General features: G+C 70.1%; 16 protein-coding genes and 1 CRISPR repeat array. Of the genes, 4 read left to right on the forward strand and 12 right to left on the reverse strand.

The annotated features are described in order from the left end of the window. Window position 1: 1 nt before the first annotated feature. Window positions 2-721 carry a type I-E CRISPR-associated protein Cas5/CasD gene (gene cas5e, locus ACZ7CH_RS24515; protein ID WP_470374979.1) on the forward strand — a complete coding sequence of 240 codons (720 nt, stop codon included), beginning with the start codon at window positions 2-4 and terminating at the stop codon, window positions 719-721. Next, on the forward strand, window positions 712-1383 hold the full coding sequence (gene cas6e, locus ACZ7CH_RS24520) for a type I-E CRISPR-associated protein Cas6/Cse3/CasE (protein WP_470374980.1): 672 nt from the start codon (window positions 712-714) through the stop codon (window positions 1381-1383). Before cas5e ends, cas6e begins: the two co-directional genes overlap by 10 nt. A 951-nt stretch (window positions 1384-2334) precedes the next feature. On the opposite strand, the gene ACZ7CH_RS24525 is transcribed toward cas6e, so the two are convergent. Beyond that, the gene (locus ACZ7CH_RS24525; RefSeq protein WP_470374981.1) at window positions 2335-3021 is read right to left on the reverse strand and encodes a CRISPR-associated endonuclease Cas3''; all 687 of its coding nucleotides are present in this window, start codon (window positions 3019-3021) and stop codon (window positions 2335-2337) included. A 1008-nt stretch (window positions 3022-4029) separates the two neighbouring features. Next, window positions 4030-4606: direct repeats of the CRISPR family, unit length 28 nt; unit sequence GGACCACCCCCGCGCGTGCGGGGAGCAC. A gap of 655 nt (window positions 4607-5261) precedes the next feature. Here ACZ7CH_RS24525 and ACZ7CH_RS24530 point away from each other — a divergent pair. Beyond that, window positions 5262-6458: a hypothetical protein gene (locus tag ACZ7CH_RS24530; RefSeq protein ID WP_470374982.1), complete on the forward strand. Its 1197-nt coding sequence runs from the start codon at window positions 5262-5264 to the stop codon at window positions 6456-6458. A 58-nt stretch (window positions 6459-6516) separates the two neighbouring features. On the opposite strand, the gene ACZ7CH_RS24535 is transcribed toward ACZ7CH_RS24530, so the two are convergent. The 9 genes from ACZ7CH_RS24535 to ACZ7CH_RS24575 all read right to left on the reverse strand — a co-directional run bounded on the left by ACZ7CH_RS24535 (window position 6517) and on the right by ACZ7CH_RS24575 (window position 19091). Beyond that, window positions 6517-8835 carry a beta-L-arabinofuranosidase domain-containing protein gene (locus tag ACZ7CH_RS24535; RefSeq protein ID WP_470374983.1) on the reverse strand — a complete coding sequence of 773 codons (2319 nt, stop codon included), beginning with the start codon at window positions 8833-8835 and terminating at the stop codon, window positions 6517-6519. A gap of 233 nt (window positions 8836-9068) precedes the next feature. Beyond that, window positions 9069-10010 carry a 4-hydroxy-3-methylbut-2-enyl diphosphate reductase gene (ispH, locus tag ACZ7CH_RS24540; protein ID WP_360393239.1) on the reverse strand — a complete coding sequence of 314 codons (942 nt, stop codon included), beginning with the start codon at window positions 10008-10010 and terminating at the stop codon, window positions 9069-9071. Window positions 10011-10036: 26 nt separating this feature from the next. Beyond that, window positions 10037-12133, reverse strand: coding sequence for an aminodeoxychorismate synthase component I (gene pabB, locus ACZ7CH_RS24545; protein WP_470374984.1), 2097 nt, complete (start codon window positions 12131-12133; stop codon window positions 10037-10039). Between the two features lie 54 nt (window positions 12134-12187). Continuing rightward, on the reverse strand, window positions 12188-13108 hold the full coding sequence (locus tag ACZ7CH_RS24550; RefSeq protein ID WP_470374985.1) for a diiron oxygenase: 921 nt from the start codon (window positions 13106-13108) through the stop codon (window positions 12188-12190). 21 nt (window positions 13109-13129) lie between these two features. Further along, window positions 13130-15139, reverse strand: a complete 2010-nt coding sequence (gene pabB, locus ACZ7CH_RS24555; RefSeq protein WP_470374986.1) for an aminodeoxychorismate synthase component I — start codon at window positions 15137-15139, stop codon at window positions 13130-13132. After that, window positions 15136-15966: an arylamine N-acetyltransferase family protein gene (locus ACZ7CH_RS24560; protein ID WP_470374987.1), complete on the reverse strand. Its 831-nt coding sequence runs from the start codon at window positions 15964-15966 to the stop codon at window positions 15136-15138. Before ACZ7CH_RS24560 ends, pabB (ACZ7CH_RS24555) begins: the two co-directional genes overlap by 4 nt. Beyond that, a complete protein-coding gene (locus tag ACZ7CH_RS24565) occupies window positions 15963-16859 on the reverse strand; it encodes a UbiA family prenyltransferase (protein ID WP_470374988.1) in 897 nt (298 codons plus the stop codon). The genes ACZ7CH_RS24560 and ACZ7CH_RS24565 overlap by 4 nt, the downstream gene beginning before the upstream one ends. Before the next feature lie 11 nt (window positions 16860-16870). After that, window positions 16871-18037 (reverse strand): cytochrome P450, encoded by a 1167-nt coding sequence (locus ACZ7CH_RS24570; RefSeq protein WP_470374989.1) that lies wholly within the window; start codon window positions 18035-18037, stop codon window positions 16871-16873. 25 nt (window positions 18038-18062) lie between these two features. Continuing rightward, window positions 18063-19091, reverse strand: a complete 1029-nt coding sequence (locus ACZ7CH_RS24575; protein ID WP_470374990.1) for a polyprenyl synthetase family protein — start codon at window positions 19089-19091, stop codon at window positions 18063-18065. A 271-nt stretch (window positions 19092-19362) separates the two neighbouring features. On the opposite strand from ACZ7CH_RS24575, the gene ACZ7CH_RS24580 reads away from it, so the two are divergent. After that, entirely contained in the window at window positions 19363-20583 is a 1221-nt protein-coding gene (locus tag ACZ7CH_RS24580) for a cytochrome P450 (protein WP_458431524.1), read from the forward strand. Window positions 20584-20636: 53 nt separating this feature from the next. Here ACZ7CH_RS24580 and ACZ7CH_RS24585 read toward each other — a convergent pair whose 3' ends face one another. Both ACZ7CH_RS24585 and ACZ7CH_RS24590 read right to left on the reverse strand, forming a co-directional pair. Then, on the reverse strand, window positions 20637-21470 hold the full coding sequence (locus ACZ7CH_RS24585; protein ID WP_470374991.1) for a methyltransferase domain-containing protein: 834 nt from the start codon (window positions 21468-21470) through the stop codon (window positions 20637-20639). An 88-nt stretch (window positions 21471-21558) separates the two neighbouring features. Continuing rightward, window positions 21559-22461 carry an SAM-dependent methyltransferase gene (locus tag ACZ7CH_RS24590; protein WP_458431527.1) on the reverse strand — a complete coding sequence of 301 codons (903 nt, stop codon included), beginning with the start codon at window positions 22459-22461 and terminating at the stop codon, window positions 21559-21561. Window positions 22462-22750: the final 289 nt, after the last annotated feature.

Consider the following 22750-nt stretch of genomic DNA (forward strand, 5'->3'; position numbering starts at 1 on the left):
CATGGCGATGTCACTGGCCTTGTGCTTCGACGCACCCATGCAGTCATGGGGAACCCGGTCACGAGGCGTCATCCGAGACACCACCACCGAACCCACTAAATCCGGCGTCGTCGGCCTGCTTGCCGCCGCCCTCGGCATCTCACGCGAAAACGACGACGCCATCGCCGAGCTCGCGCAGCTGCAGCTCGCTGTCCGCGTCGACCGCGAAGGCATCCTCGAACGCGACTACCACACCACCCAGAATGTTCCCACCACCATGGGAACCGGCCGACGCACGGTCGTCAGCGAACGCTACTACCTCGCCGACGCACTATTCCTCGTCGTACTGCAAGGCGACGAAGACCTACTGACCCGCATCGCCTCGGTCGTCGACCGCCCATACTGGCCTCTGTTCTTCGGCCGGCGAGCCTTCGTCCCCGCACGACCGCTGCTCTCACCGAACGGAGGACCAGTCACGCTCGCCGCGAAAGACCTACTCGAGAGCCATCCGTGGCTGGAGACCTCGAAATCCGCGCGAGGCAACGAACTGGCCAAGGTCGAGCGGATCGGGCTGCGCACCGTCATCGACTGCCCGGCCCAAGCCACCAACGCCGAGGTCCGCCACGACCATCCCCTCAGCCTCGCGGAGGGCCGCCGGCGTTTCGCCACCCGGACCGTGCTCGTTGACCAGGTCCCCCTGCGTGACAGCATGATCACTACCGGAGATCCATCGTGTTCCTGAGCAAACTCACCATCAACGTGCGGTCACGCGAGTTCCGCCGCGACTACGCCAACGTCCACGACATGCACCGCACCATCATGAGCGCCTACCCCAACGTCACCGGTGACACACCGGCACGGCTCGAACACAAGATCCTCTGGCGGCTCGACGCGACCCAGGCCGGATACACCCAGTACATCCAAAGCCACACCGTCCCCGACTGGCACAAGCTCCCCGCAGGGCACCTCATGACACCCGCAGAAGTACGACCGTTGGAGCCAGTGCTCAACGCCATCGCCCCAGGAAGAAAGTTCTCCTTCCGCCTGCTCGCCAACCCGACCTGGAGCACCCACGCCGGCCAAGGCCGCAACGTCCACAGACGATTCGCCCACCGCAAACCAGAAGCCCAGATCGAATGGCTCATCGGCCGCGGAGAACGACACGGCTTCGTCATCCCGACAACCCGCCGAGGCGAACCCGACGTCGCACCCTCGCCCGTGCCCACCCTCACCGGCCAGAAGAAGGACCAGGGCAAGATCACGGTCGAACCCGTGCGATTCGATGGACATCTGATCGTCACCGACACTGAGGCGTTCACCGACGCGCTGATCAACGGCGTCGGGCCAGCGAAAGCCTACGGCTGCGGCCTGATCAGCATCGCGCCCCCGCGCCTCGCCCAGTGACTTGTCAGCAAGCAGGCGTCGGGACACGCCTCGGCAACATCGCGGAGGCCTGTGTCCTTATCACATAGGTCGCTCGACACCGGCGCTGTGAGTTCGCGCGGGACTCCCTTTGCCGCACGGCACGGCGTTGAGCCAAGCCGGAGTGGTAGCCGCTCCAGACCGTCCCCGTGCATGTGTGCGGGAGCACCGGTGGAGCGGCCGGCCCCGCCGGTCCCGATGAACACCCCCGCGCGTACGGGGGAGAACATCATGACGGTCTACTCCAGCGCAGACTACTGAGCACCACCCCCGCGTGGGCGGGGAGAACGGGATCACGCGGCTGGCCGGGAACGATGTCGCCGACGTGCGCGAGGTGGTCAGAACCACCTCGCGTGCGTGCGGAGGACGACTTGCGCTCGCCGAACTTGCAGATCCTCACACACAACCCCCGCATGCGCGAGGAGAACAGGACAGAGCCGGTGTCGGACTTGCGGATGCCGGATCACCCCCAGCGTGCGCGGGGAGCACCATGCGGTGAACCACAGGCCGGGGTCGGGACCAAGACCATCCTCGCGTGCGCGAGGAGCACGAGCTTGGCGCGGCTGCGGTTCTCGTGACCGACGGACCCACCCCCGCGTGCGCGAGGAGAACCGCTCGGCGGCACGCCCGCGGTGCAGTCCCCGCGCGGAGAACGCCAAGATCAATCACATAGAACGCGGCGCGACCGGATCGCCCCCGCATGCGCCGGGGAGAACGTGCCGCGCTCGATTGACCTGCCCAAGCCTCTTGGCCCCCGCATGAGCGGGGAGAACATGGTCGCGCTGCCGGACGGAACGCCGTACACGGGACCACCCCCGCGTGCACGGGGAGAACCAGGCCGCCCAGGCGGTGCTGGCGCTGCGGAACGGACCACCCCCGCGTCCGCCAGGGAGAACGTGGGGCATGGCGCGTGACCAGACGGACGGGAGACCCCTACATGCACTGGGAGAACGGTATCCGCTTCCCGCTCACGTTCCCCGTGCAGAGATCACCCCCGCGTGCGCGGGGAGAACTCGAACTCCGGCTGATCCGCTGCAGATCGACACCCCGAGACGCCCGCTCCAGGAACAACTCCCGGGCCCTGCTCCCACGACCGGTGCCACGAAGGTCAGGCCGGCCGCGGACAAGCTGCAGCTGACCGTCCTCGGGGCTCACCCCGTGGTGGCTGCCGACAATGCCACCGAGCTGGTTGGCCATGCCCCTGCGGGAGAAGCCGTGACAGCGCTCAAGCCACTCCCGCACGGCGAGGTGCCCTACCAGGCCATGGCTGACCCTGCGGCGCTCCGGGTCGACCGCCAGCGCCGGATGGGCGACCAGACCGCGTTCCCGCATCCAGTCGGCCAACTCTTTCACCTGCACGGCAAAAGCCGGACTGCACTTCCCCACATCGTGCACCGCGGCCAGCCAGCAGGCCAGAATGCGAACACCCTGCAGACCATCCGGGAGATCACGAGCGATCCGCTTCAGCACCTGCCGCGGCAGCCAGCGATCCACCAACCGCCCCGCGACCGCCGCCGAATCATCGAGATGCTGGTGCAGCGGCAGCCAGTGCGTCACCCGCCGCTGGTCATCACGCAGCGACTTGGCCCATGCGGACAACCAGCCGATCTGGTAAGGCATACGTCCTCTCACAGGCCGGCGGGCGATGTACTGGCGTATCTCTTACCGGACCGAACGATCACGGTTAACTCATCGAACACATGTTCGCCCGAATGGCGTAGTGTGATCGCTGGGTCCAACACGCCCGCTGCGGCGAGTTGGCCCGTGTACTCCGGCGGCTAATCCGACCAGTCGACGCAGTAGGCCGATGACCTTGATGAAGGTCAATTTTGATGCTGATAGACCGGCTGCCGTTGTGACCAGAATGCCGGCAGTCGGGTTCGCGAGGTCGATTGCTCCGAACCAGCAGACAGTGGCGGCACTGCCGCCGACGATCAGGCTGATGCCCGCAAAAGCCACTATGATCAGGAGTGCCCGTCCGGTGATCAGCGGTTGGTCCTCAGCGGGTTCGGAATCTAGAGGCGTACGACGTGACATGCGGAGTTATCGATCTCCAGCTGGACAACGCCTTCGTGGTGGGTCCACCCCTACGTGTGCGGGGAGTGCGGGCCGCGACGGCTCACCATCCCGAATCCGAATGGACCACCCCCCGGTGCGTGCGGGGAGCACCAACGGGAAAGGTTGGGGAGACCTTCTCCCTCCGAACCACCCCCGCGCGTGCGGGGAGCACCGACGTCGCGCTGGCGCCGCTCGCGCCGACCGAGGGACCACCCCCGCGTCTGCGGGGAGCACGGCAACGTCGTCTCGTACGGCGACGACGTTATGGAACCCCCCGCGTGCGGGGAGCACGCCGATCTACTCGGTCGGCTTGAGCTTCCTGAGAGACCACCCCCGCGCGTGCGGGGAGCACTGGCTGGTGTAGCCGAGCTCGTGCATGGCGCGCGGACCACCCCCGCGCGTGCGGGGAGCACGAAGCGAACTTGCGGATGTACAGGCTGAACCAGGGACCACCCCCGCGCGTGCGGGGAGCGCGCCATCCTCACGTAGGTGTCGAGGTGGTACCGCGGACCACCCCCGCGAGGGCGGGGGAACACGACGGCATCGACCCTGCGCATGTCCGGCGCTCGCGGACCACCCCCACGCGTGCGGGGAGCACGCTGAGAACACCGTCCGGAACCTGACGCTCGCCGGACCACCCCCGCGCGTGCGGGGAGCACATCGCCCACCTGGAGCGGGCGGCGCGGGTCCACGGACCACCCCCGCGCGTGCGGGGAGCACTGCGCGGCCTCGACCTGTCGACGCGCCAGCGCCGGACCACCCCCGCATGTGTGGGGAGCGCACGACGCCCTCGATCACCCTGGACGTGTCCGCGGGACCACCCCCGCGCGTGCGGGGAGCACGGCGAAGGTGTCCTCGAGGAAGTCGATGAGGACGGACCACCCCCGCGCGTGCGGGGAGCACCTGCGACGCGCAACTTCGCGAGCGTCTCACACAGGACCACCCCCGCGCGTGCGGGGAGCACCCCGTGCTGAAGAGCGTGCTGCACCAGGAACGGGGACCACCCCCGCGCGTGCGGGGAGCACACGGCGACCCGCGCGTCCTCGACTGTCCACGCGGGACCACCCCCGCGCGTGCGGGGAGCACGCCGAGCTCGTGCACCAGGTGATAGACGAGGTCGGACCACCCCCGCGCGTGCGGGGAGCACACTCGTTGACCAGCGCAGTTGTGAAGCCAAGTACTGATTTAGCTTCAACTTGTTCAACGTCGTCGAGCATTGATTGTTCCCTTGCAACGCCACATAGCTAGATCGGTTCACGGGCTAGATGTCCCGTTCAGGGCAAGGCCATCTAGCTCAGATCGCCACAGCTCCTCGACCTCCTCAGCAGTGTGACGTTAATGTGCGACGGGCTGGAGTTCGACGAGCCTTGTTCCACCGTCCCTCAGCTTCAAAGGCCAACAAGACGAGGATAGGCTCCGCGCACTCTTCCCCAGGATGCTACTCAGACACGGATAGCTTGAATGATGACTCCACTATCAGAGTGCCAGGATGAAACTGCTGGTCAGCCGAGTTCCCATCCTTTGGTACTCCCGTCGGGGACTCGAACGCACACCACGCCGTCGCTGGACCATCGACGACCACTTGATTCGCGTACAGGCGTTCGACACCCGCAACGGTAGGTACAGGCTGAACATGGGAGGACGATGGGAGGAGATTGGGAGAAGGCAAGGTGAGGCAATAGGATCGAGATGCTTTCAAGTGCATCCGACAGCATCGCCACGACCTGCTTCAGCGTTTCCGCAAGTCAGGCGATGATCTGGCCCACCCTGAAGGTGTGGTTCCCGGGAGGAGAGGTCAGACGATGAGCCGGTCCGGTGTGGACGCGCACGTGCTCGGCGACGACAGCGCGCCGGTGGTCGGTGAGGTGGAGCGGATCTGCGCTCACGCCGACCCGGTCGTCCGCAACCTGCAGATCACCCACTGCTACCACCGGTTGTCGCGGGCGCTGGCCGCGCGCACCGGCGGGGGCGCGAACTGGTGCACCTTCGCGGTGTGGGCGTCCAAGCAGGTGGGGCAGTCGATCCGGCAGGAGGACCTGGCGCGCACGGTCGAGCGGCTGCTCAAGGCCTCGCCCGAGGTGGCCGCCGGCGTGGACCTGGTGGTGCGCGGGCTGCGGCGGGGTGTGCCGCGGGAGGTGCTGGAGCACGCGCACGGCGTGGTGCGGCAGGCCGTGCTGACGACCGCGCGGCTTGACGACGTCAGTGCCGCGGCGGCGCGGGGCAACCTCAAGGTCTTCGAGGAGGTCGCGCGGGAGTTCGCCCGGTTCCTGGCCGGGTTCAGCGGCGGTGCGGACGAGCCGATCGGGGAGTTCCGCGACTCGTTGCGGTCCGGTGAGCCGCCGGAGGGGCAGCGGTACCTGCGCCAGGCCTTCGGCCGGTACCACCGGGCGATGACCACCGGCGACCCCAAGCAGCGCGCGGAGTTGCTGCTGCTGGCCAACATCGAGGTCGGCCTGCACGAGCAGACGCGGTTGCAGCCGGAGATCGCCGCCGCGATGCAGGCGCCCGTGGTCGACCCCCGCGAGCTCGAACGGCGGCTGTTCGAGCTGCTGCTGCCCGGCAACCGCGTGGTGCGGTGGCTGCGCAAGGCGGTGTTGTTCGTGCTCGGCCGCCGGACCGCCGTGCGCATCGCGACGGAGCAGCTGGCCGACCAGGCGCGTGCGGTGGTCCGCCGTGCGGTGACCCGGCACCTGATGACGCTGGCGTTGCCCGGTGGTGAAGTGCTCGACCTGAGCGACGACCTGCCGGCCGTGTTCCCTCCGCTGCTGGCGGAGCCGGCCGACCCGGAGCTGCTGGCGTTGCTCGCGCAGATCGACCCGACGCCGGACAGCCTGCGCGACACGGCCGCGCGGGACTGGGCCGACCTGCCGGACCGGATGCACTACATCGCCGACATGTTCCGTTGCCACGCGGTGCGCGACGACCTGCTCGGCGCGCCGTTCACGGCCGAGCAGGTCGAGGCGCTGACCTCCGGGCGGCGCCCCGGCGGTCCGCTCTGACCCCTGCTCCACCGGCGTCTGCAGCTGGTACCTGCAGACGCCGGTGCAGGCAGGGGAGTCAGTTCGCCACCAGGCGCCAGCGGTTGTCCGCGCTGCCGTTGTCCGGGTCCTGCACGATCTGGGCGCCGGCGGCGGTGGAGCCGTTGAGGACGCCGAGCAGCTTGCCGCTGTTGGCGTTGCGGACCTTGTAGGTGCCGTCGCCCTGCGGCAGCAGCGTCCAGCGGTGGTCGGCGGTGCCGTTGTCCGACCACTGCAGGACGCGGGCGTTGTCGGCGGTGGACATGTTCTCCACGCCCAGCACCTTGCCGCTGTGCACGTTGCGCAACCGCACGTCGGCGCCGTCGGTGACGATCTGCCAGTTGTGGTCGGCGGTGCCGCTGTCGTGCCACTGCACCGCCAGCCCACCGTCCGAAGTGGACATGTTCTGCACGCCGAGCACCATGCCGGTGGCGACGTTGACCAACCGGTGGCTCGTCGTGCCACCACCGCCGTTGGCGTTCCAGTAGACGGTGTAGTTGAAGCCGTGCGCGTCGTGGAACGGCCCGAGGTTGACCTGCGTGCCGTTCGCCGTCGCGGTGAACGCCAGCGCCGACGAGCTGGTGCGCGTCACGGAGCTCACGTTGAGCGACGGCAACCCCGACAGGCTGGAGTTGCCGTAGTTGCCCGCCAGCACCGCCGGGCCGTAGGTGAGCGCGACGACGTTCGAGTTGTCGTTGGCCGCCTGGGCGATCACGCGCATCGGCAGCTTCAGCACCACCACGTCACCGGAGGTCCACGACCGGGTCAGCGACGCGTAGGAACCGGGCGTGGCGGTCACGTCCTGCGCGGCACCGTTGACGCTGATGGTCGCGCCCGACGTCCAGCCGGGGATGCGGAACCGCATCGTCCACGACCCGCTGACGTTGCCGGTGACGGTGAACGTCGTCGTGTCGCTCGCCGGGTAGGTCGTGGCCTGGGTGACCGTGATGCCGCGCGCTGACCACGTCAGCACCGACGGCGCGTACAGGTTCACCGTCAGCGTGGTGCCGCTGTAGAAGTAGATCGAGTCGGCGAGCTTGGTGTTGTTCTCCAGGCCGGTGCCCTGGCAGCACCAGAACGTGGTGTAGTCCGTGCTCCAGTTGCCGCCGCCCCACGCCGGCCCGGTGTTGCCGCGCCGGTGACCGGGGTTGAGGCCGGTGAAGTAGCAGATGTGGCCGTGCGGGTCGGCCGGGTTCTGCTGTCCGATCAGGTGGTTGATCAGGGCGCGCTCGTAGTAGTCGAAGTACGCGGCCCTGTTCGGGTCGAGCAGCCACAGCTCCCGCGTCAGCTTCAGCATGTTGTAGGTGTTGCACGCCTCGCACGCGTCGGTGTTGAGGTACGCGGCGATCGCGTTGGGGGAGCGGAAGTGCTCGGCCTGGCTGTTGCCGCCGATCACGTACGTGTGCGCGCCGACGGTGATGTTCCAGGCGTTCGAGGCGATGTCGCGGTACCGGGTCGTGCCGGTCGCCTTGTACTCGCGGGCCGCGCCGATCCACTTCGGCACCTGCGTGTTGGCGTGCAGGCCGGCCAGCCGGTCCTGGTTGGCCGCCAGCGGGTCGAAGACCGAGGCGTGGTCGAACCGCTGGGCCGTGGCGAGCCAGCGGGAGTCGCCGGTCTGCTGGTACAGGTCGGCGAGCACGGCGTTCATGCCGCCGAACTCGGTGCCCAGCACGCGCTGCATCACGCTGTAGGACAACCGGGACGTGCGCCAGTCCACCCAGCCGGCCAGGCGCAGCAGCACGTCGCGCGCCTGGTTGTTGCCGAGGTAGCGCCACGCGTCGAGCAGCCCGGCGAGGGTCTTGTGCATCGAGTAGTACGACACGGCTTTCGGCGAGCCGGACTCCATCGCGTCGAAGTCCGACTCCGGGAAACCGGCCAGGTACCCGGTGTTGAACCCGGCCGCACCGTTGTTCGCCTGGCACTTGGCCAGTTCCGCGACCATGTAGTTCGCCTTGTCACGGCACGTCGTGTCGCCCAGCACCGCCCACGCCTGCGCCCACGCCGTGAGGAAGTGGCCCTGGCTGTGCGTGCGGAACGGGAAGTTCGGCGCCTCCCAGCCACCCAGCGCGGCGGCGCCGTTCGTCGACAGCCGGTGGTTGGCGCGGAAGTTGTAGAGCAGCCGGTCCACGTCGACGAACCGCAGGTACGACAACGTCCGGTTCTGGTTCTCCTGCCACCGCCCGGACGTCAGCCGGACCTCGGACAGGTCGAAGGCGTAGGCCGACACCCCCGCGTCACCGCGCACCGGCGGCACCGCGGCCGCTTGGGCCGCGGCGGAGACCAACGAGGGTGCGGTGGTCGCGACCGCGACCACCCCCGCTGCCTGGAAAAGCCTGCGTCGACTCAACGATGAGGACATGGCGCGCTCCGGTTGCTCGGCGAGTGGTGCGACGTCGCACCGTCGTGGCTCCGCGACCGAATGTAGCCACGACCTCACCGACCGGTCAACGGTTCGATGTGAGCGCTAACGTCCGTGGTGAGGTTTTGGACCAGGGTGCCATTCCGGCTTTACAAGCGCGTTCGACGATTCGATGACCACTTCCAGACAACCTAAATGTTATCGCTAACATGATCTTGCGGTGACCGGTGTGATCAGTCGGCACGGCGCACCGCCGACGGCATGGTGAACGAGATGGTCTCGACGGCGGTGGTGTGCGTCGACACGTCGACCACACCCAGCTCCCGCAACGCGGCGACGACCTCGTCCACCAGTTCCGGTGGCGCCGAGGCACCGGCCGACAACCCCACCGCGGTCACGCCCTCCAGCCACGCCGGGTCGATCTCCGAGGCGTCGTCGACCAGGTGCGCCGGGGTGCCGGTGCGGGCGGCCAGCTCGACCATGCGCACCGAGTTGGAGGAGTTCTTCGAGCCCACGACGAGCACCAGGTCGGATCGTGCGGCGACGTCGCGGATCGCCACCTGCCGGTTCGTGGTGGCGTAGCAGATGTCGTCGGAACCGGGTCCGCGCAGCTGCGGGAACTTGCGCTGCAACGCCGCCACGACCTCGGCGGTCTCGTCAACCGCCAGCGTGGTCTGGGTGAGGTAGGAGACCGGTCCGGTGATCTCCAGCGCCTCGACGTCGGCGACGGTCTCCACGAGCACCGTCCGGTCGGGCGCCTCGCCGAGGGTGCCGTCGACCTCCTCGTGCCCGGCGTGGCCGATGAGCACGATGGTGTCGCCGCGCTCGGCGAACCGGCGGGCCTCGGTGTGCACCTTGGCCACGAGCGGGCAGGTCGCGTCGACCACGTCGAGCGACCGTTCCACGGCCTCCGCGCGCACGGCGGGGGAGACGCCGTGCGCGGAGAACACCGCCGTGGCACCGGGAGGAACCTCCGACAGCTCCTCCACGAACACGGCGCCGCGGGCCTCCAGACCGCGCACCACGTGGACGTTGTGCACGATCTGCTTGCGCACGTAGATCGGGCCACCGCGCTGGTCGAGCAGTCGTTCCACGATCTCGATGGCGCGTTCCACCCCGGCGCAGAACGACCGGGGCGAGGCGAGCAGCACCGAGCGTGGCGGGTGTTCGGTCATCAGGGGCCTTCCGATCGTCGTGGGGCCTAAGCGTCGGGGACCTTCGCCTTCGGCAGTGCGCGCAGGGTGGCCTGGGCCTTGAGCAGCATCTCGTCGTACTCGGCGGCGGGGTCGGAGTCGAGCACGATGGCACCGCCCGCGCCGATGGTCAGCTCGCCGCCGTGGCTCACGGCGGTGCGGATGGTGATGCTGAGGTCGGCGGTCCCGTTGCGGGACAGGAAACCGATGGCGCCGGAGTAGACGCCGCGGGCCTCGGTCTCCAGCTCGTCGATGATCTCCATGGTGCGCAGCTTCGGCGCTCCCGTCATGGACCCGCCGGGGAAGCACGCCCGCACGGCGTCCACCGCGGACGTGCCGGCCCGCAGCGTGCCGGTGACCGTGGAGACCAGCTGGTGCACGGTGGCGTAGGACTCGGTGGCCATCAACGACGGCACGGTGACGCTGCCGACCTCGCAGATCCGCCCGAGGTCGTTGCGCAGCAGGTCCACGATCATCAGGTTCTCCGCGCGGGTCTTGGGGTCCATCTGCAACGAGCGCCGCCGCTCGTCGTCGGTGCGCGGGTCGGGGTGGCGGGGCGCGGTGCCCTTGATCGGCTTGGTCTCGACGGTGCGGGTGGCGTCGACCTTGAGGAACCGCTCCGGCGAGGAGCTGAGCACCGTGACGTCGCCCAGCCGCAGGAACGCCGCGTACGGAGCTGGGTTGAGCCGCCGGAGCCGCCGGTAGTAGGCGAACTCGTCGGCCGGTGCGGGCAGGCGGAGCTTGTCGGTCAGGCAGATCTCGTAGCTCACGCCCTCGCGCAGCCGCCGGTCGCACTCGGCGATGTCGGCGAGGTACCGCTCCTGCGAACGGACGAGAAACCCCGACACGTCGTGCTGTTCCGCTTGCGCGGCAACGGGGTCCGGTGCCGGAGCGGGCAGGTCGGCCAGCGCGCGGACGGTCGTGCCGGTCCACTCCTCGGCCGCTGCCAGGTCCCGCTGCTCGCCCACGGCGACGACGTAGGTGCGGTTCTCCGCGTGGTCGACGGCGACGAACCGGTCCGCCTGCAGCCACACGGCGTCCGGGGTGTCGGACCGGTGGGCCCTGTTCGCGCCGCAGTCGGCCTTCAGCTCGTACCCGAAGTAGCCGACGTACCCGCCGGTGAGGTCGAACGGCAGCCCCTCGGCGCCGGCGACCACGCGGCCGGTGCGGCGGTCGAGCGCCTCGAAGATCGTGCCGCTCTCGAACCGCGCGGTGCCTCCGGCCGGGTCCACGACGACGTGCCCGTCCTCCACCCGGTAGGTGAGCATCTCGGCACCGGGTGCGTCGGCGGTGCCCAGGAACGAGAAGCGGGCCAGTCCCGGTTCGACGTGCGCGCTGTCGAGCCAGAACGCCCGCCGGCTCGCACCGAACGCGGTCTGGAACGCGGCCTCGGTGTCGACGGCCTTGTCCAGAATCCTGATGTGCGCCCGCAGCGGTGCATCTGGAGAGTGCACTGTGGACGGTGCGTCAGGCAGTGCGGTGCCGGTGCCGTTGCCGGTGAGGCCGTGCCCGTTGGTGCGCCGGTGTGCGCTCAGGGCCAGGTCGCGGAAGTTCGCCACGAGCCGGGCACCGTGCTCGGTGCAGATCGACTCGGGGTGGAACTGCACGCCCCACCACGGCCGGTCACGGTGCGCCAGGCCCATCACCACGCCGTCCTCGGCCCGCGCGGTGATCTCCAGGTGCGCGGGCACCGGCTCGGCGACGCTCAGCGAGTGGTACCGCACGGCGGTGAAGTCCTGCGGCAGACCCGCGAACAAGCCTTCGCCGTCGTGCCGGACCGTGGTGAGGTGCCCGTGCCGCGGCTGCGGGGCGGGGGTGATCCGCGCGTCCGCCAGCAGTCCCATGCCCTGGTGGCCCAGGCACACGCCCAGCACCGGCAGCCGGCCGTGCTCCAGCACGTCGCGGGACCGGCCGAAGTCGCGGGACAGCGCCGGGTGCCCCGGTCCCGGCGAGATGACCGCGGCGTCGAAGCCGTCGAGGTCGAGGTGCTCCCAGCCGGCGTCGTCGTTCCGCACGACCACGGGCGCGACGCCGTACACCTCTGCCAGCAGCTGGTACAGGTTGTAGGTGTAGGAGTCGTAGTTGTCGACGAGCAGAACGCGCATGGGTTCATCACCAGCTTCGGTGGGCGCCTGGGGTGGTGGGGCGGGGTCGTCGCGTCACGTCCCGAGCAGGTCGTGGCCGATGCCCAGGTCGTCGAGCAGCAGCTGCAGCGGTCCGTTGTCCCGCTTCGGCACGGGCCGGGCCGCCGCCCACTCGCGCAGCTGATCGGCGCCGATCTCGAAACCGCCCTGTGCCGCGACGGCCACCCACGGCTCCAGGTCGGCGGAGCGGAACGCGGTCAGGCCGCTGACGAGCGCCTCGCGGAACATCCGCTGCTGCGCGGAGTCCAGGCTCCGGTACAGCGATCCGCACAGCTCGCGGAACACCACGGCGTGACCGCTCTCGTCACGCCGGTGCAGGTCGGTGGTGATGCGGTTCATCGGCTGGATGTCCTGGGCCGTGGACAGCGTCGAGAGGAACCCGCTGATCGTCGTCTCCGCGGCCAGGGAGAACGCGATGTCGACGATGTCGCGGTCGAACCCGGACAGCCCGGTGCGTGCCGCCGCGAGCCCCTGCACCACCGACCAGCCGCCCGGTGCGAACCGCACGTCGCTCATGTCCCTGCGCCGCCGCGTGACGCCGACGGCGTTGTGGCACATGAGGATGTGGTAGTGCTCGTCGAGCATCGTCTGGTGCAGCGCCTCGACGGCGGCGTCGTCGCGGCGGACCGGGATGTTCCCGTGCAGCATCAGCCCGCAGGCCGGCAGGATGATCTCGTCCTCGATGGCCGCGGTCTTGGCGTTGTAGGCGATCCAGGCCGCGGACAGGATGCGTTCGCAGGCGTCGCGGTCGAGCCGTTCGGCACCGGGCAGGGCGAGCACCGGCACGAGGTGCTCCGGGAAGTCCGGCAGGCGCGGGTCGAAGTGCCCGTCGAGGTCGAGCTCGTCCTTCTTGACGGCCACCCGCCCGGCCCAGCGGCGGTTCAGCTGGACCAGCAGGTCGCGCTCGTACTCCTCGCGCACCGGGGTGCTGGACATCGGGAAGCCTCCTTCAGGTGGTCAGCTCGGGGACCGGGCACGCCAGGCGCGCAGCGACGCCGCGGCCTTGAGCAGCATCTCCTCGTACTCGTCGGCGGCGTCGGAGTCGAGCACGATCGCCCCGCCCGCGCCGATGGTCAGCCGGTCGCCGACGCGCACCGCCGTGCGGATCACGATGTTGAGGTCGGCGCCGCCGGAGAGGCCGAAGTAGCCGAGGGCACCGGAGTACACGCCCCTGGCCTCCGTCTCCAGCTCGTCGATGATCTCCATGGTGCGCAGCTTCGGAGCCCCGGTCATCGACCCGCCGGGGAAGCACTGCCGGACGCAGTCCAGCGCGCCGACCCCGTCCCCGAGCCGGCCGTGGACGGTGGAGACGAGCTGGTGCACCGTCTGGTAGCTCTCGACCGCGAGGTACGGGTCCACGGAGATGCTGCCCACCTCGCACACCCGGCCCAGGTCGTTGCGCAGCAGGTCGACGATCATCAGGTTCTCGGCCTGCGTCTTGGCGCTGGAGGCGAGGGTGGCGGCGATCTCGGCGTCGCGCACGGGGTCGCTGTCGCGCGGGGCGGTGCCCTTGATGGGTTTGCTGGTGACGGTGCGGTCGCGCTCGACGCGCAGGAACCGCTCCGGCGAGGAGCAGAAGACCGAGAGGTCGCCCAGGCGCAGCAGGGCGGCGTACGGTGCCGGGTTCGCCCGCCGCAACCGCCGGTAGAACGCCGTGTCGTCGTCGTGGAACGGCAGGTGCAGCTTGTCGGTCAGGCAGATCTCGTAGCTCTCGCCCAGCCGCAGCTGCCGCTGGCACTCCGCGATGTCCGCGAGGTACTGCTCCCGGTCGCGGACCAGGAACCCCGCCGCGTCGACCGGTTCGGCGGGCTCGGCCGGCGGTTCACCGGCCTGGCGCAGTCCGGTGAGGACGGTCGCGGTCCGGTCCACCCAGTCCTGCGCGTCCTCACGGGTCGCCGGGTCGTGCACGGCGACGACGTAGGTCAGGCCCTCGCGGTGGTCGAACGCGATGACCCGGTCGGCGAACATCCAGGCCGCGTCGGGGGTTTCGGCGGTGTGCCGGTTCGAGGTGCCGCAGTCGGCCTTGAGCTCGTAGCCGAAGTAGCCGACGTACCCGCCGGTGAGGTCGAACGGCAGGGTGGTGCTGGCGACCTGCCGCTCGCGCAACCGGTGTTCCAGGTAGTCGAACACGGTGCCGGGCACGTCGCGTTCCCCGCCGGCGTCGCGCACCCGCACCACGCCGGTACCGCAGCGGTAGGTCACGACCTCGCTGTGCGGCCCGGAGACGTCGCCCAGGAACGAGAACCGGGACAACCCCTCCTCGACCCGGCTGCTGTCGAGCCAGAAGCAGTGGGTGGACTCGCCGAACAGCTCCAGGAAGACCGACTCGGCGTCGGCGGTCGTCGGCACGACGGCGCTGACGAGCTCCAGCTCACCGCGGCGGTGGGCCTGGCGGGTCAGCTCGGCGAAGTTGCGCAGGATCTCCGCACCGTAACCGGAGGCGACCGACTCGGGGTGGAACTGCACGCCCCACTGCGGCCGGTCCCGGTGCCGCAACGCCATCAGCACCCCGTCGTCGGCCCACGCGATCGGGACGAGCTCCTCCGGCAGCGGTTCCCGCACGCACAGCGAGTGGTACCGGACCGCGACGAACTCGCTCGGCACACCGGCGAACAACGGGTCGCCGTCGTGGGAGACCTTGGCGAGGTGCCCGTGGCGCGGCTCGGGTGCGGCGGCCACGGTCGCGCCCGCCAGGTGCCCGATGACCTGGTGCCCGAGGCAGACCCCGAGCACCGGCAACGTGGTGCGGCGCAGCAGCTCCCCGACCAGGCCGATGTCGCGGGGGTGCTGCGGCCGGCCGGGGCCGGGGGAGACGACGATGTTGTCGAAGCCCTCCCGCCACAGCTCGGGCAGCGCCGGGTCGTCGTTGACCACGACCACCGGTTCCCGTCCGTTGATCTCGGCGATCAGCTGGAACAGGTTGAAGGTGTACGAGTCGTAGTTGTCCACCAGCAGGGTGCGCGTCATGGGCCGGCCAAGGTCTTCCCGAGGAGCTGGACGTCGTCCGGTTCCAGGGTGATCCCGAAGACCTCCCCGGGAGCGGCCAGCGCCTCCGCCTCGTCGAGTTCGCGGACCTCCGCCGGCGCACCCGGCCGCAGCTCGGTGAGCGTGGTGCCGACGAGGAGGTGCCGCACGTCCGGTCGCGTGCGTTGCAGGACCATCCGGTGGTTGAACGGGGACCGGGGGTGCGTGAGGCAGAAGTGGTTGAGGAGCTCGAAGTCCGACGGGTAGCGCACGTCGGTGGTGAAGCCGTAGAGCTCCGCCGGTCCCTCCGGCCGCAGCATGCGCAGCACGTGCTCACCGGTCGGCTCGCGCACGAGGTCGAACGACCAGGGGCCGTCCAGCCGCGCGTCCTCCGCGAACCGGATCGGCTCGTGCGGCCCGTGGGCGCCGAAGCTCACGTCGTGCAGCCACCGCTCGCCGTCCAGGTCGACGAGCAGGGCCACGTGCAGCGCCGGACCGACCCTGCTGCCGGTGCGGATGCGGGTCCGGCCGGCGAAGGCGGTGAACGTGAACCCGATGCGGTCCAGCACCGCGGCCACCAGGACGACCTGCTCCAGGCACCAGCCGCCGCGGCCCTGCCGCAGGACCTTCTCCTGGACGCGGTCGAGGTCCAGCGGCACCTCGGTGCGCCCGAGCAGCGGGTCGAGGTTGTCGAACGGGATCGCGTCGACGTGGGCGACGTGCAGGCGCCGCAACGTGTCGAGGTCCGGCGCCACCGCGCCCTCGACGCCCACGCGGGCCAGGTAGGCGTCCAGGTCGACGGCGTCGCCCTGCCACATCGCGGTGCTCACGTGAACTGCCCGGCGATCACGGCGGCCAGGACGATCCAGCCGTAGTTCGTGTTGGCGACGAAGGTGTCCCAGCACGCCTTCGGGTCGTCCAGGTCCACCCGGAACAGCAGGTGCGCCAGGTACGCCGCCGCCAGCACCACGACCGCGTAGAACGCCCACCCGATCGACGTCAGCGAACCGGCCCACAGCACACCGGCCACGCTGAGCACGACGAAGAGCGACAGCCACGCCTTGGTCGCCCCGCCGAACAGCAGCGCCGAGGACCTGACACCGATCTTCCGGTCGAACTCCTTGTCCTGGTGGGAGTAGATGGCGTCGTGCACCATCGTCCAGAACGTCCCGGCGGCGTACAGGCCGTACACCGCGGGCGGGTAGTCGGTGTCGCCGGTCGCCGCCGTCCAGCCGACGAACACGTAGGTGCTCATCACCAGCCCGAGGAACCCCGAGGGCCAGAAGAAGAAGCGCTTCATGAACGGGTACGCGACGATCAGCGGGTACGTGGCGAGCGCGACCAGTGCGGTCTCGACGTTCGCCAGCAGCAGGACGAGCAGCGCGGCCAAGGCCTGTGCGGCGCCCCAGAGGATCCCGTTGCGGACGCTGATCGTCCCCGCCGCGACCGGCCGCCCCACGGTGCGGGCGACGCGGGCGTCGATCTCCCTGTCGGTCACGTCGTTGCTGGCGCAGGCGAAGCCGCGGATCAGCACCGCGGCGACGGCGATGGCCGCCACCGACAGCAGGTTGGGCCGGTGGCCGGAGGCGAACACGACGGCCCACAGACCGGGCAGCAGGTAGAGGACGTACCCCGTGGGCCGGTCCAGCCGCATCAGCAGCAGGTACGGGCGGACCGGGTCCGGGCTCTTCGTGACGACGCCCGCGGATATCTTGTGCAGCATCAGGTTCCCAATCACCAGGTCACCGGGAGTTCGACCAGACCGCCGATCAGCGTGTCGGTGCGCAGCGCCAGCTCGTCCACGCCGACGGCCAGGCGCAGCGACGGGAACCGCGCGACGAGCTGGGTGAGCACCACCTGCAGCTGCATCCGCGCCAGTGCCGCCCCCACGCAGTGGTGCGCGCCGTGCCCGAACACGAGGCTGGCCGCGGTGTCGCGCGTGACGTCGACCCGGTCGGCGCCGGGGAAGACCGCCTCGTCGTGGTTGGCCGCGATGATGTTCAGCAGCACCGGGTCACCGGCCCGGATCGTGACCCCGTCGACGTCGAGGTCGGTCACCGCGTACCGGGGCATGCCACCGTTGTGCGGGTTCGGCATCGACAGCCGCAGCGTCTCCTCGACGGCACCGGGCACGAGACCGGGGTCTGCCACCAACGCCCGCCACTGGTCCACATCGGACAACAGCAGCAGGGTGCTCGTGCCGATCCGGGCCACCGTGGTCTCGTAGCCACCGAACAACAACAACGCGGTCAGCCCGAGGACTTCGTCGTCGGTGATGCCCTCGGTCGCGCAGATCCGGGAGATCGCGTCGTCACCGGGGGTGCGCCGCTTGTCGGCGACGAGCTGCCGGCAGTAGCCGAACAACCCGCCCAGCCCCTGCTTGGACCGGACCGGGTCACCGACGCCGGCCGCGTCCCTGGTCCAGCCGCCGAAGCTGTCCTTGTCCTCCTGCGGCACGCCCAGCCACTCGCACATCACCTGGATCGGCAACGACAGCGCCACCGCCTCGCGCAGGTCCACCGGCGGCTTCCGCTCCGCGAGCCGGTCGAGCAGCTGTCCGGTCTGCTTCTCGACGTACGGGCGCAGCTCCGCCATGCGTTCGGGCGAGAAGTGCGGTTCCAGCAGCGCGCGCATCCGGGCGTGGTCGGTGGCGAAACCGCCCAGCAGGCTCGCGAGCAGCGCCGAGCTGGGGTCCTGCGCGGCCGGGTCGGGGTTGGTGCGGCTCAGCCGGTCGTCGTCGAGCAGCTGCCGCACGTGCGCGTGCCCGGTGACGAGCCACGCCGCGCCGCCGCCGGGGGTGCGCACCCGGTGGACCGAGCCCTGGGACCGCAGCTCGCGCAACCGCGGTGCGAGCCGCAGCACGTCCTCCTGCTCGAACGGCAGTTGAACCGGGGTACTCACTGACGACCTCCGCCGGGATCGAGGTTCACGGGGTGCGGTGGACGATGCGGTCGAACAGGGCGGCCAGCTCGGCCGCCGCCGCGGGGGTCAGCCCGGCGCGTGCGAGGTGCGCCAAGGCCGAGTCGAAGTGCTCGCGGGAGGTCCGCTCGGCGGTGCGGCGACCGCCGGACTCCTCGACGAGGTCGGCCATCTCCCGCAGGTGCGCCGCGGAGGTGTCGTCGGACTCCCACAGCCCGAGCAGCCGCTCGCCGGCCGGGCCACCGGTCGCGAGCGCGGCCAGCACGGGGAAGGACGGGTTGCGCCGCCCGATGTCGCCGCGGACGGGCTTGCCGGTCACCGCGGGGTCGCCCCAGACGTCCTCGACGTCGTTGGCGATCTGGAAGGCGAGGCCGAGGTGCCTGCCCGCGCCGCGCAGGGCGGCCACGACGTGGTCCGCGCTGCCCGCCCGCAACGCCGGTGTCACCAGGGCGCACTCCAGCAGCGCGGACGTCTTCTCCTCCACGATCCGGTCGTACGCGGCGACTCCGGCGTCCGGGCCCAGCCGGACGGTGAGCTCGCGGGACTGACCGGAGAGCACGAGCCGGGTGGCCTCGGCGAACGCGCCGGCGATCTCGGCACGGCCGGGACCGGGGTCCTCGACGACCATCTGGATGCTCAGCGCCTGCAACGCGTCCCCGGCGAGGATCGCGAGGCCCGTGCCGAACACCCGCCACGTCGCCGGCCGCCCGCGCCGCAGGTCGTCCGCGTCGATGATGTCGTCGTGGACCAGGGTCGAGTTGTGCAGCAGCTCCAGTGCCGCCGCCGGGGCGAGGACGTCCTCCGGTCGCAGCCCGATCCCCGCTGCCGCCGCCATCATCAGCGACGCGCGGGTCAGCTTGCCGCTCGCGGCGTCGCTGGGCGCACCGTGCTCGTCGGTGAAACCGAGGTGGTAGGAGCTGATCCTGGCCAGCGCCGGTTCCAGCGCGGACACCTGCTGGCGGACGACGGGCAGTACCGCGGCCCGCACCGTCGCCGGCGACAGGAGCGCGGTCGACGAGGTGCCGGGTGTGCTCATCGGATTTCCCTCCGGCGCTCGAATTGAATACCGAAAAAACGCCACTGGTTCGCTGAGTGGTGCTCGGGATTTCGAGCGGTGGTTCCGATCAGCATCCTGAACGACCCGCTCCCGCGGTGTCAACGACTCGGCGCGCACACCTGTTCGACTTTGGGAAAAACCCCAATGTGCGCGGGGTGTGACCGGGAACTGGATATTCTGCGGATTGGTGGCTGCTGGTTCCACTGACAGCTGGAGAGGCGAAATGGCTGTGTCAGCCGATTCCGGGAAAGTGCGCGAAGGCAGGCCGTTCGACCCGTACGGCGAACACCGCGACGACCCGTACGAGTTCCTGGCCGGCATCGGGGACGACGAGCCGGTGTTCTACGCGCCGCTGCTCGACGCGTGGTGCGTCAGCCGGCGCGAGGAGCTGCTCGCCGTGCTGAAGGACGACAAGAGCTACTCGGCGCGCGACCACAACCCGCGTCCGAAGGTGAAGCTGCCCGACGACGTGGCCAGGATGTTCAAGACGTGGCGCGGTGACGGTGGCCTGGGCGTCGGCTCACTCGACCCGCCCGCGCACGCCAGGGTCCGCGAGGTGCTCAACATCGGGTTCACCCCGGCCAAGGTCAGGGCGTTCGAGCCCACGATGCGCAAGATCGCCGCGGAGCTCGTCGAGCGGGTCGCGGCCGACGCCGAGTTCGACCTCATCGAGGCGTTCGCGGTGCCGTACGCCCTTGAGGTGATGTGTGCGCGCCTCGGGGTGCCCGACGACTACCTCGACCGCTGCCGATTGTGGTCGGAGCAGCGCATCGAGCTGATGATGCTGCAACGCGACACCGACCCCGAGCTGCTGCGGGAGTGGGCGCAGGGACTGGTCGACTTCGGCGCGTTCGCCCGCGAGCTCGCGCGGGACCGGCTGGCGCACCCGCAGGACGACCTGATCAGCGAGCTGCTGCACGACGGCAGGGCGGGCAACACGCTCACCGCCGACGAGGTCGCGGTGCAGATCCCCACGCTGATCTTCGCGGGCCACATGACCTGCGCGGAGGCGCTCGGCACGATCGTGTACCACCAGCTGCGGTCGCCCGGTGGCTGGGCGGAGGTCGCAGACGGCACGGTCGACACCCGCGACCTCGTCGAGGAGGGGCTGCGGTTCGACGCCCCGCTGGCGGGCATGTACCGGACGGCGACCCGTGACGTGGTGGTCGGTGACGTGCACCTGGCCGAGGGGAGCAGGCTGCTCCTGCTGTACGGCACCGCCGGCCGGGACAGCCGCGTCCACGCCTGCCCCGCCGCGTTCAGCCCGGGCAGCGGGTCGTCCTCGCACCTCGCGTTCGGGCACGGCATCCACTTCTGCCTCGGGGCGTCGTTCGCCCGTGCGGAGCTGGAGGTCGCTGTGCAGGCCATCGCCGCCAGGATGCCGGGCCTGACCATGGCGCCGGGGCAGTCGCACCGGCACAAGCCGGTGTTCCCGCTGCGGGCGTTGACCGAGCTGCGCGTCCGGCAGTGACAACGGGAGAAGAGCCCCGGCCAGGAGTGGCCGGGGCTCTTCTCGTCGTCAGGTCAGGCGCGGACCGCGGTGACGTAGATGTAGCCGCTCTCCGGGATGGACCCGAACCGGCGCACGAAGTCGATGAGCGAGCCGGCCTGTTCGGCGCCGACCAGGTCGGCGAGCTTGTCGCGGACCGTCTCGAAGGCGTCGGCCATGAGCAGGAGGGTGCGGATCACGTTGTCGGTGATGTCGCGGACCTCCACGTCGACGAAACCGGCGGCGGCGAGGTTGCGCTCGTACTCGTCGATCGTGCCCAGGGTCGTCACGCCGTAGTTGGCCTTGACGTGGTCGATGACCACCTGTCCCTCGGGGGTGATCGGCTCGCGCTGGACGACGTCGGCGACCACGAGCCGGCCGCCGGGGCGCAGCACGCGGGCGGTCTCGGCGAGCACCCGGCCGCGGTCGGGCATGTGCCACATCGACTCGAACGCCCAGGCCGCGTCGAACGAGCCGTCGGGGAACGGCAGGTCCATGGCGTCGGCGAACTGGAACGTGGCCTTGTCGCCGAGACCGGCCGCGACGGCGTCGTCGTTCGCCTGCTCCACCTGCAGGTGGCTGATGCTGATGCCCACCACGTGCACGTCGCTCGTGCGGACGAGCCGCCGCGCGGGGTGGCCGATGCCGCAGCCGATGTCGAGGACCCGCTGGCCGGGCTGCGCGGCCAGACCCGAGATCATCAGGTCGGTCAGGCGGTCGGTGGCGACCTCGACGGAGCTGTCGTCGGCGTCGTCCTCCCAGTAGCCGTAGTGGATGTTCGGTCCCCACACGGAGCGGTAGACCCGGCCGAACCCGTCGTACACGTTGCGGACCTCGGCGTGATGGGCGGGAGTCTGGTCGATCGTCATGACGAACTCCGAATCGTCGGGAACGGGGTGGACATGCGGACGCTCGGCCGGGGAGTTCCGGCCGAGCGCGGGTGCGGAGCTTTCTCCTTCACTTCTTCTCGAAGCGCAGGAAGCCGAGCGTCAGGCCGCCCGCTCGCCATTCGGCGCCCTGCGCCTGGTTCGCCAGCAGGGAGATCCGCATGTTCCTGCGCTCGACCGCCGAGAGGCTGTCGTCGGTGTCGAGGACCGCCTTCGTCCAGGCGGCGCTCTCCTCCCAGAACGGCGCGGTCTCCGCCGTGACGTCGACCTCGTCGACCAGTGCGAAGCCCGCCGCCTCCGCGGCCTGCACGTACTCGCGCACCGGGACCGGCTTGCAGTAGAAGTACTCCGCCCACACGTCGGCACCGCCGGGCCGGGTCGTGAACACCTCCTCGATGCACACGCTGCCACCGGGGCGGATCAGGTCCGCCAGCCGCTGGAACCACTGCGGGCGGTTGAAGTAGCCGCTGCTCTCGATCGCCACCGCCGCGTCGTAGGGGCCGTCGTCCACGCTGAGCCGGTTGGCGTCGCAGACCAGCGAGCGGACCTTCCCGCCCACGCCGGCCTCCCGCGCGAAGCCCTCGACGATCGGCGCGTGCTCCGGCGCGTTGGTGACCGCGGTGACGTCGGCGCCGTACTCCTGCGCCCAGAACAGCGAGCCGCCGCCCAGACCGCAGCCGACGTCCAGGACCTTGCCCGACAGCCGGTGCTCCGCGCCCCAGACCTTCGCCGCGTACTGCAGCAGGCCCTCCTGGTGGACGCGGATGCTGCCGCGGATGTCCTCCGGGCTCGCACCGGGCGCGTGCGCGGGCGTCCGGCTGTCCGGGTAGTAGCCCACGTGGTAGTGAATTCGCGGGCCAGGACCGTACTTGCGCACGAGCTTGGCGGTTTTGCCGTCGTAGTACTGGCCGACTACCCGTACCTCGTCCTGGGGGTCCAGCGCTGCCAGAGGTGAACTTGGAAGATTTGACACGGTCACTTCTCCAGGGCTCGGTTGCCGACGACTGCGTTGGTGGATGGCCTGTGGACCGAATTCCTCGCGAATAGCGAGCGGATTCCATCGTGGAGGCGCCGTCCGGGTGGTGTCAACGACGCCGGAGTGCGCGGGATCGACTTTGGGAAAAACCCCAAAGGAACGCGGAGGTGGGACTGACCGGGACTATTCTGCGGATTGGTGGATTCTGCGCGACACCGGAAAACCGCGTCCGGGAACGGGCCGGGAATGAGTCGCGGACCCGCGTGACCGGTCAGGACCGATCGAG

The organism is Lentzea sp. NPDC037011 (genome assembly GCF_055607425.1).

Excerpts from the sequence above, each read along its gene's own strand:
- pabB (WP_470374984.1), bottom strand. The coding sequence starts at position 12,133 with ATGCGCGTTCTGCTCGTCGACAACTACGACTCCTACACCTACAACCTG.
- ispH (WP_360393239.1), bottom strand. The coding sequence starts at position 10,010 with ATGACCGAACACCCGCCACGCTCGGTGCTGCTCGCCTCGCCCCGGTCG.
- ACZ7CH_RS24525 (WP_470374981.1), bottom strand. The coding sequence starts at position 3,021 with ATGCCTTACCAGATCGGCTGGTTGTCCGCATGGGCCAAGTCGCTGCGT.
- ACZ7CH_RS24535 (WP_470374983.1), bottom strand. The coding sequence starts at position 8,835 with ATGTCCTCATCGTTGAGTCGACGCAGGCTTTTCCAGGCAGCGGGGGTG.
- pabB (WP_470374986.1), bottom strand. The coding sequence starts at position 15,139 with ATGACGCGCACCCTGCTGGTGGACAACTACGACTCGTACACCTTCAAC.
- ACZ7CH_RS24550 (WP_470374985.1), bottom strand. The coding sequence starts at position 13,108 with ATGTCCAGCACCCCGGTGCGCGAGGAGTACGAGCGCGACCTGCTGGTC.
- ACZ7CH_RS24585 (WP_470374991.1), bottom strand. The coding sequence starts at position 21,470 with ATGACGATCGACCAGACTCCCGCCCATCACGCCGAGGTCCGCAACGTG.
- ACZ7CH_RS24565 (WP_470374988.1), bottom strand. The coding sequence starts at position 16,859 with ATGCTGCACAAGATATCCGCGGGCGTCGTCACGAAGAGCCCGGACCCG.
- cas5e (WP_470374979.1), top strand. The coding sequence starts at position 2 with ATGGCGATGTCACTGGCCTTGTGCTTCGACGCACCCATGCAGTCATGG.
- ACZ7CH_RS24530 (WP_470374982.1), top strand. The coding sequence starts at position 5,262 with ATGAGCCGGTCCGGTGTGGACGCGCACGTGCTCGGCGACGACAGCGCG.
- ACZ7CH_RS24575 (WP_470374990.1), bottom strand. The coding sequence starts at position 19,091 with ATGAGCACACCCGGCACCTCGTCGACCGCGCTCCTGTCGCCGGCGACG.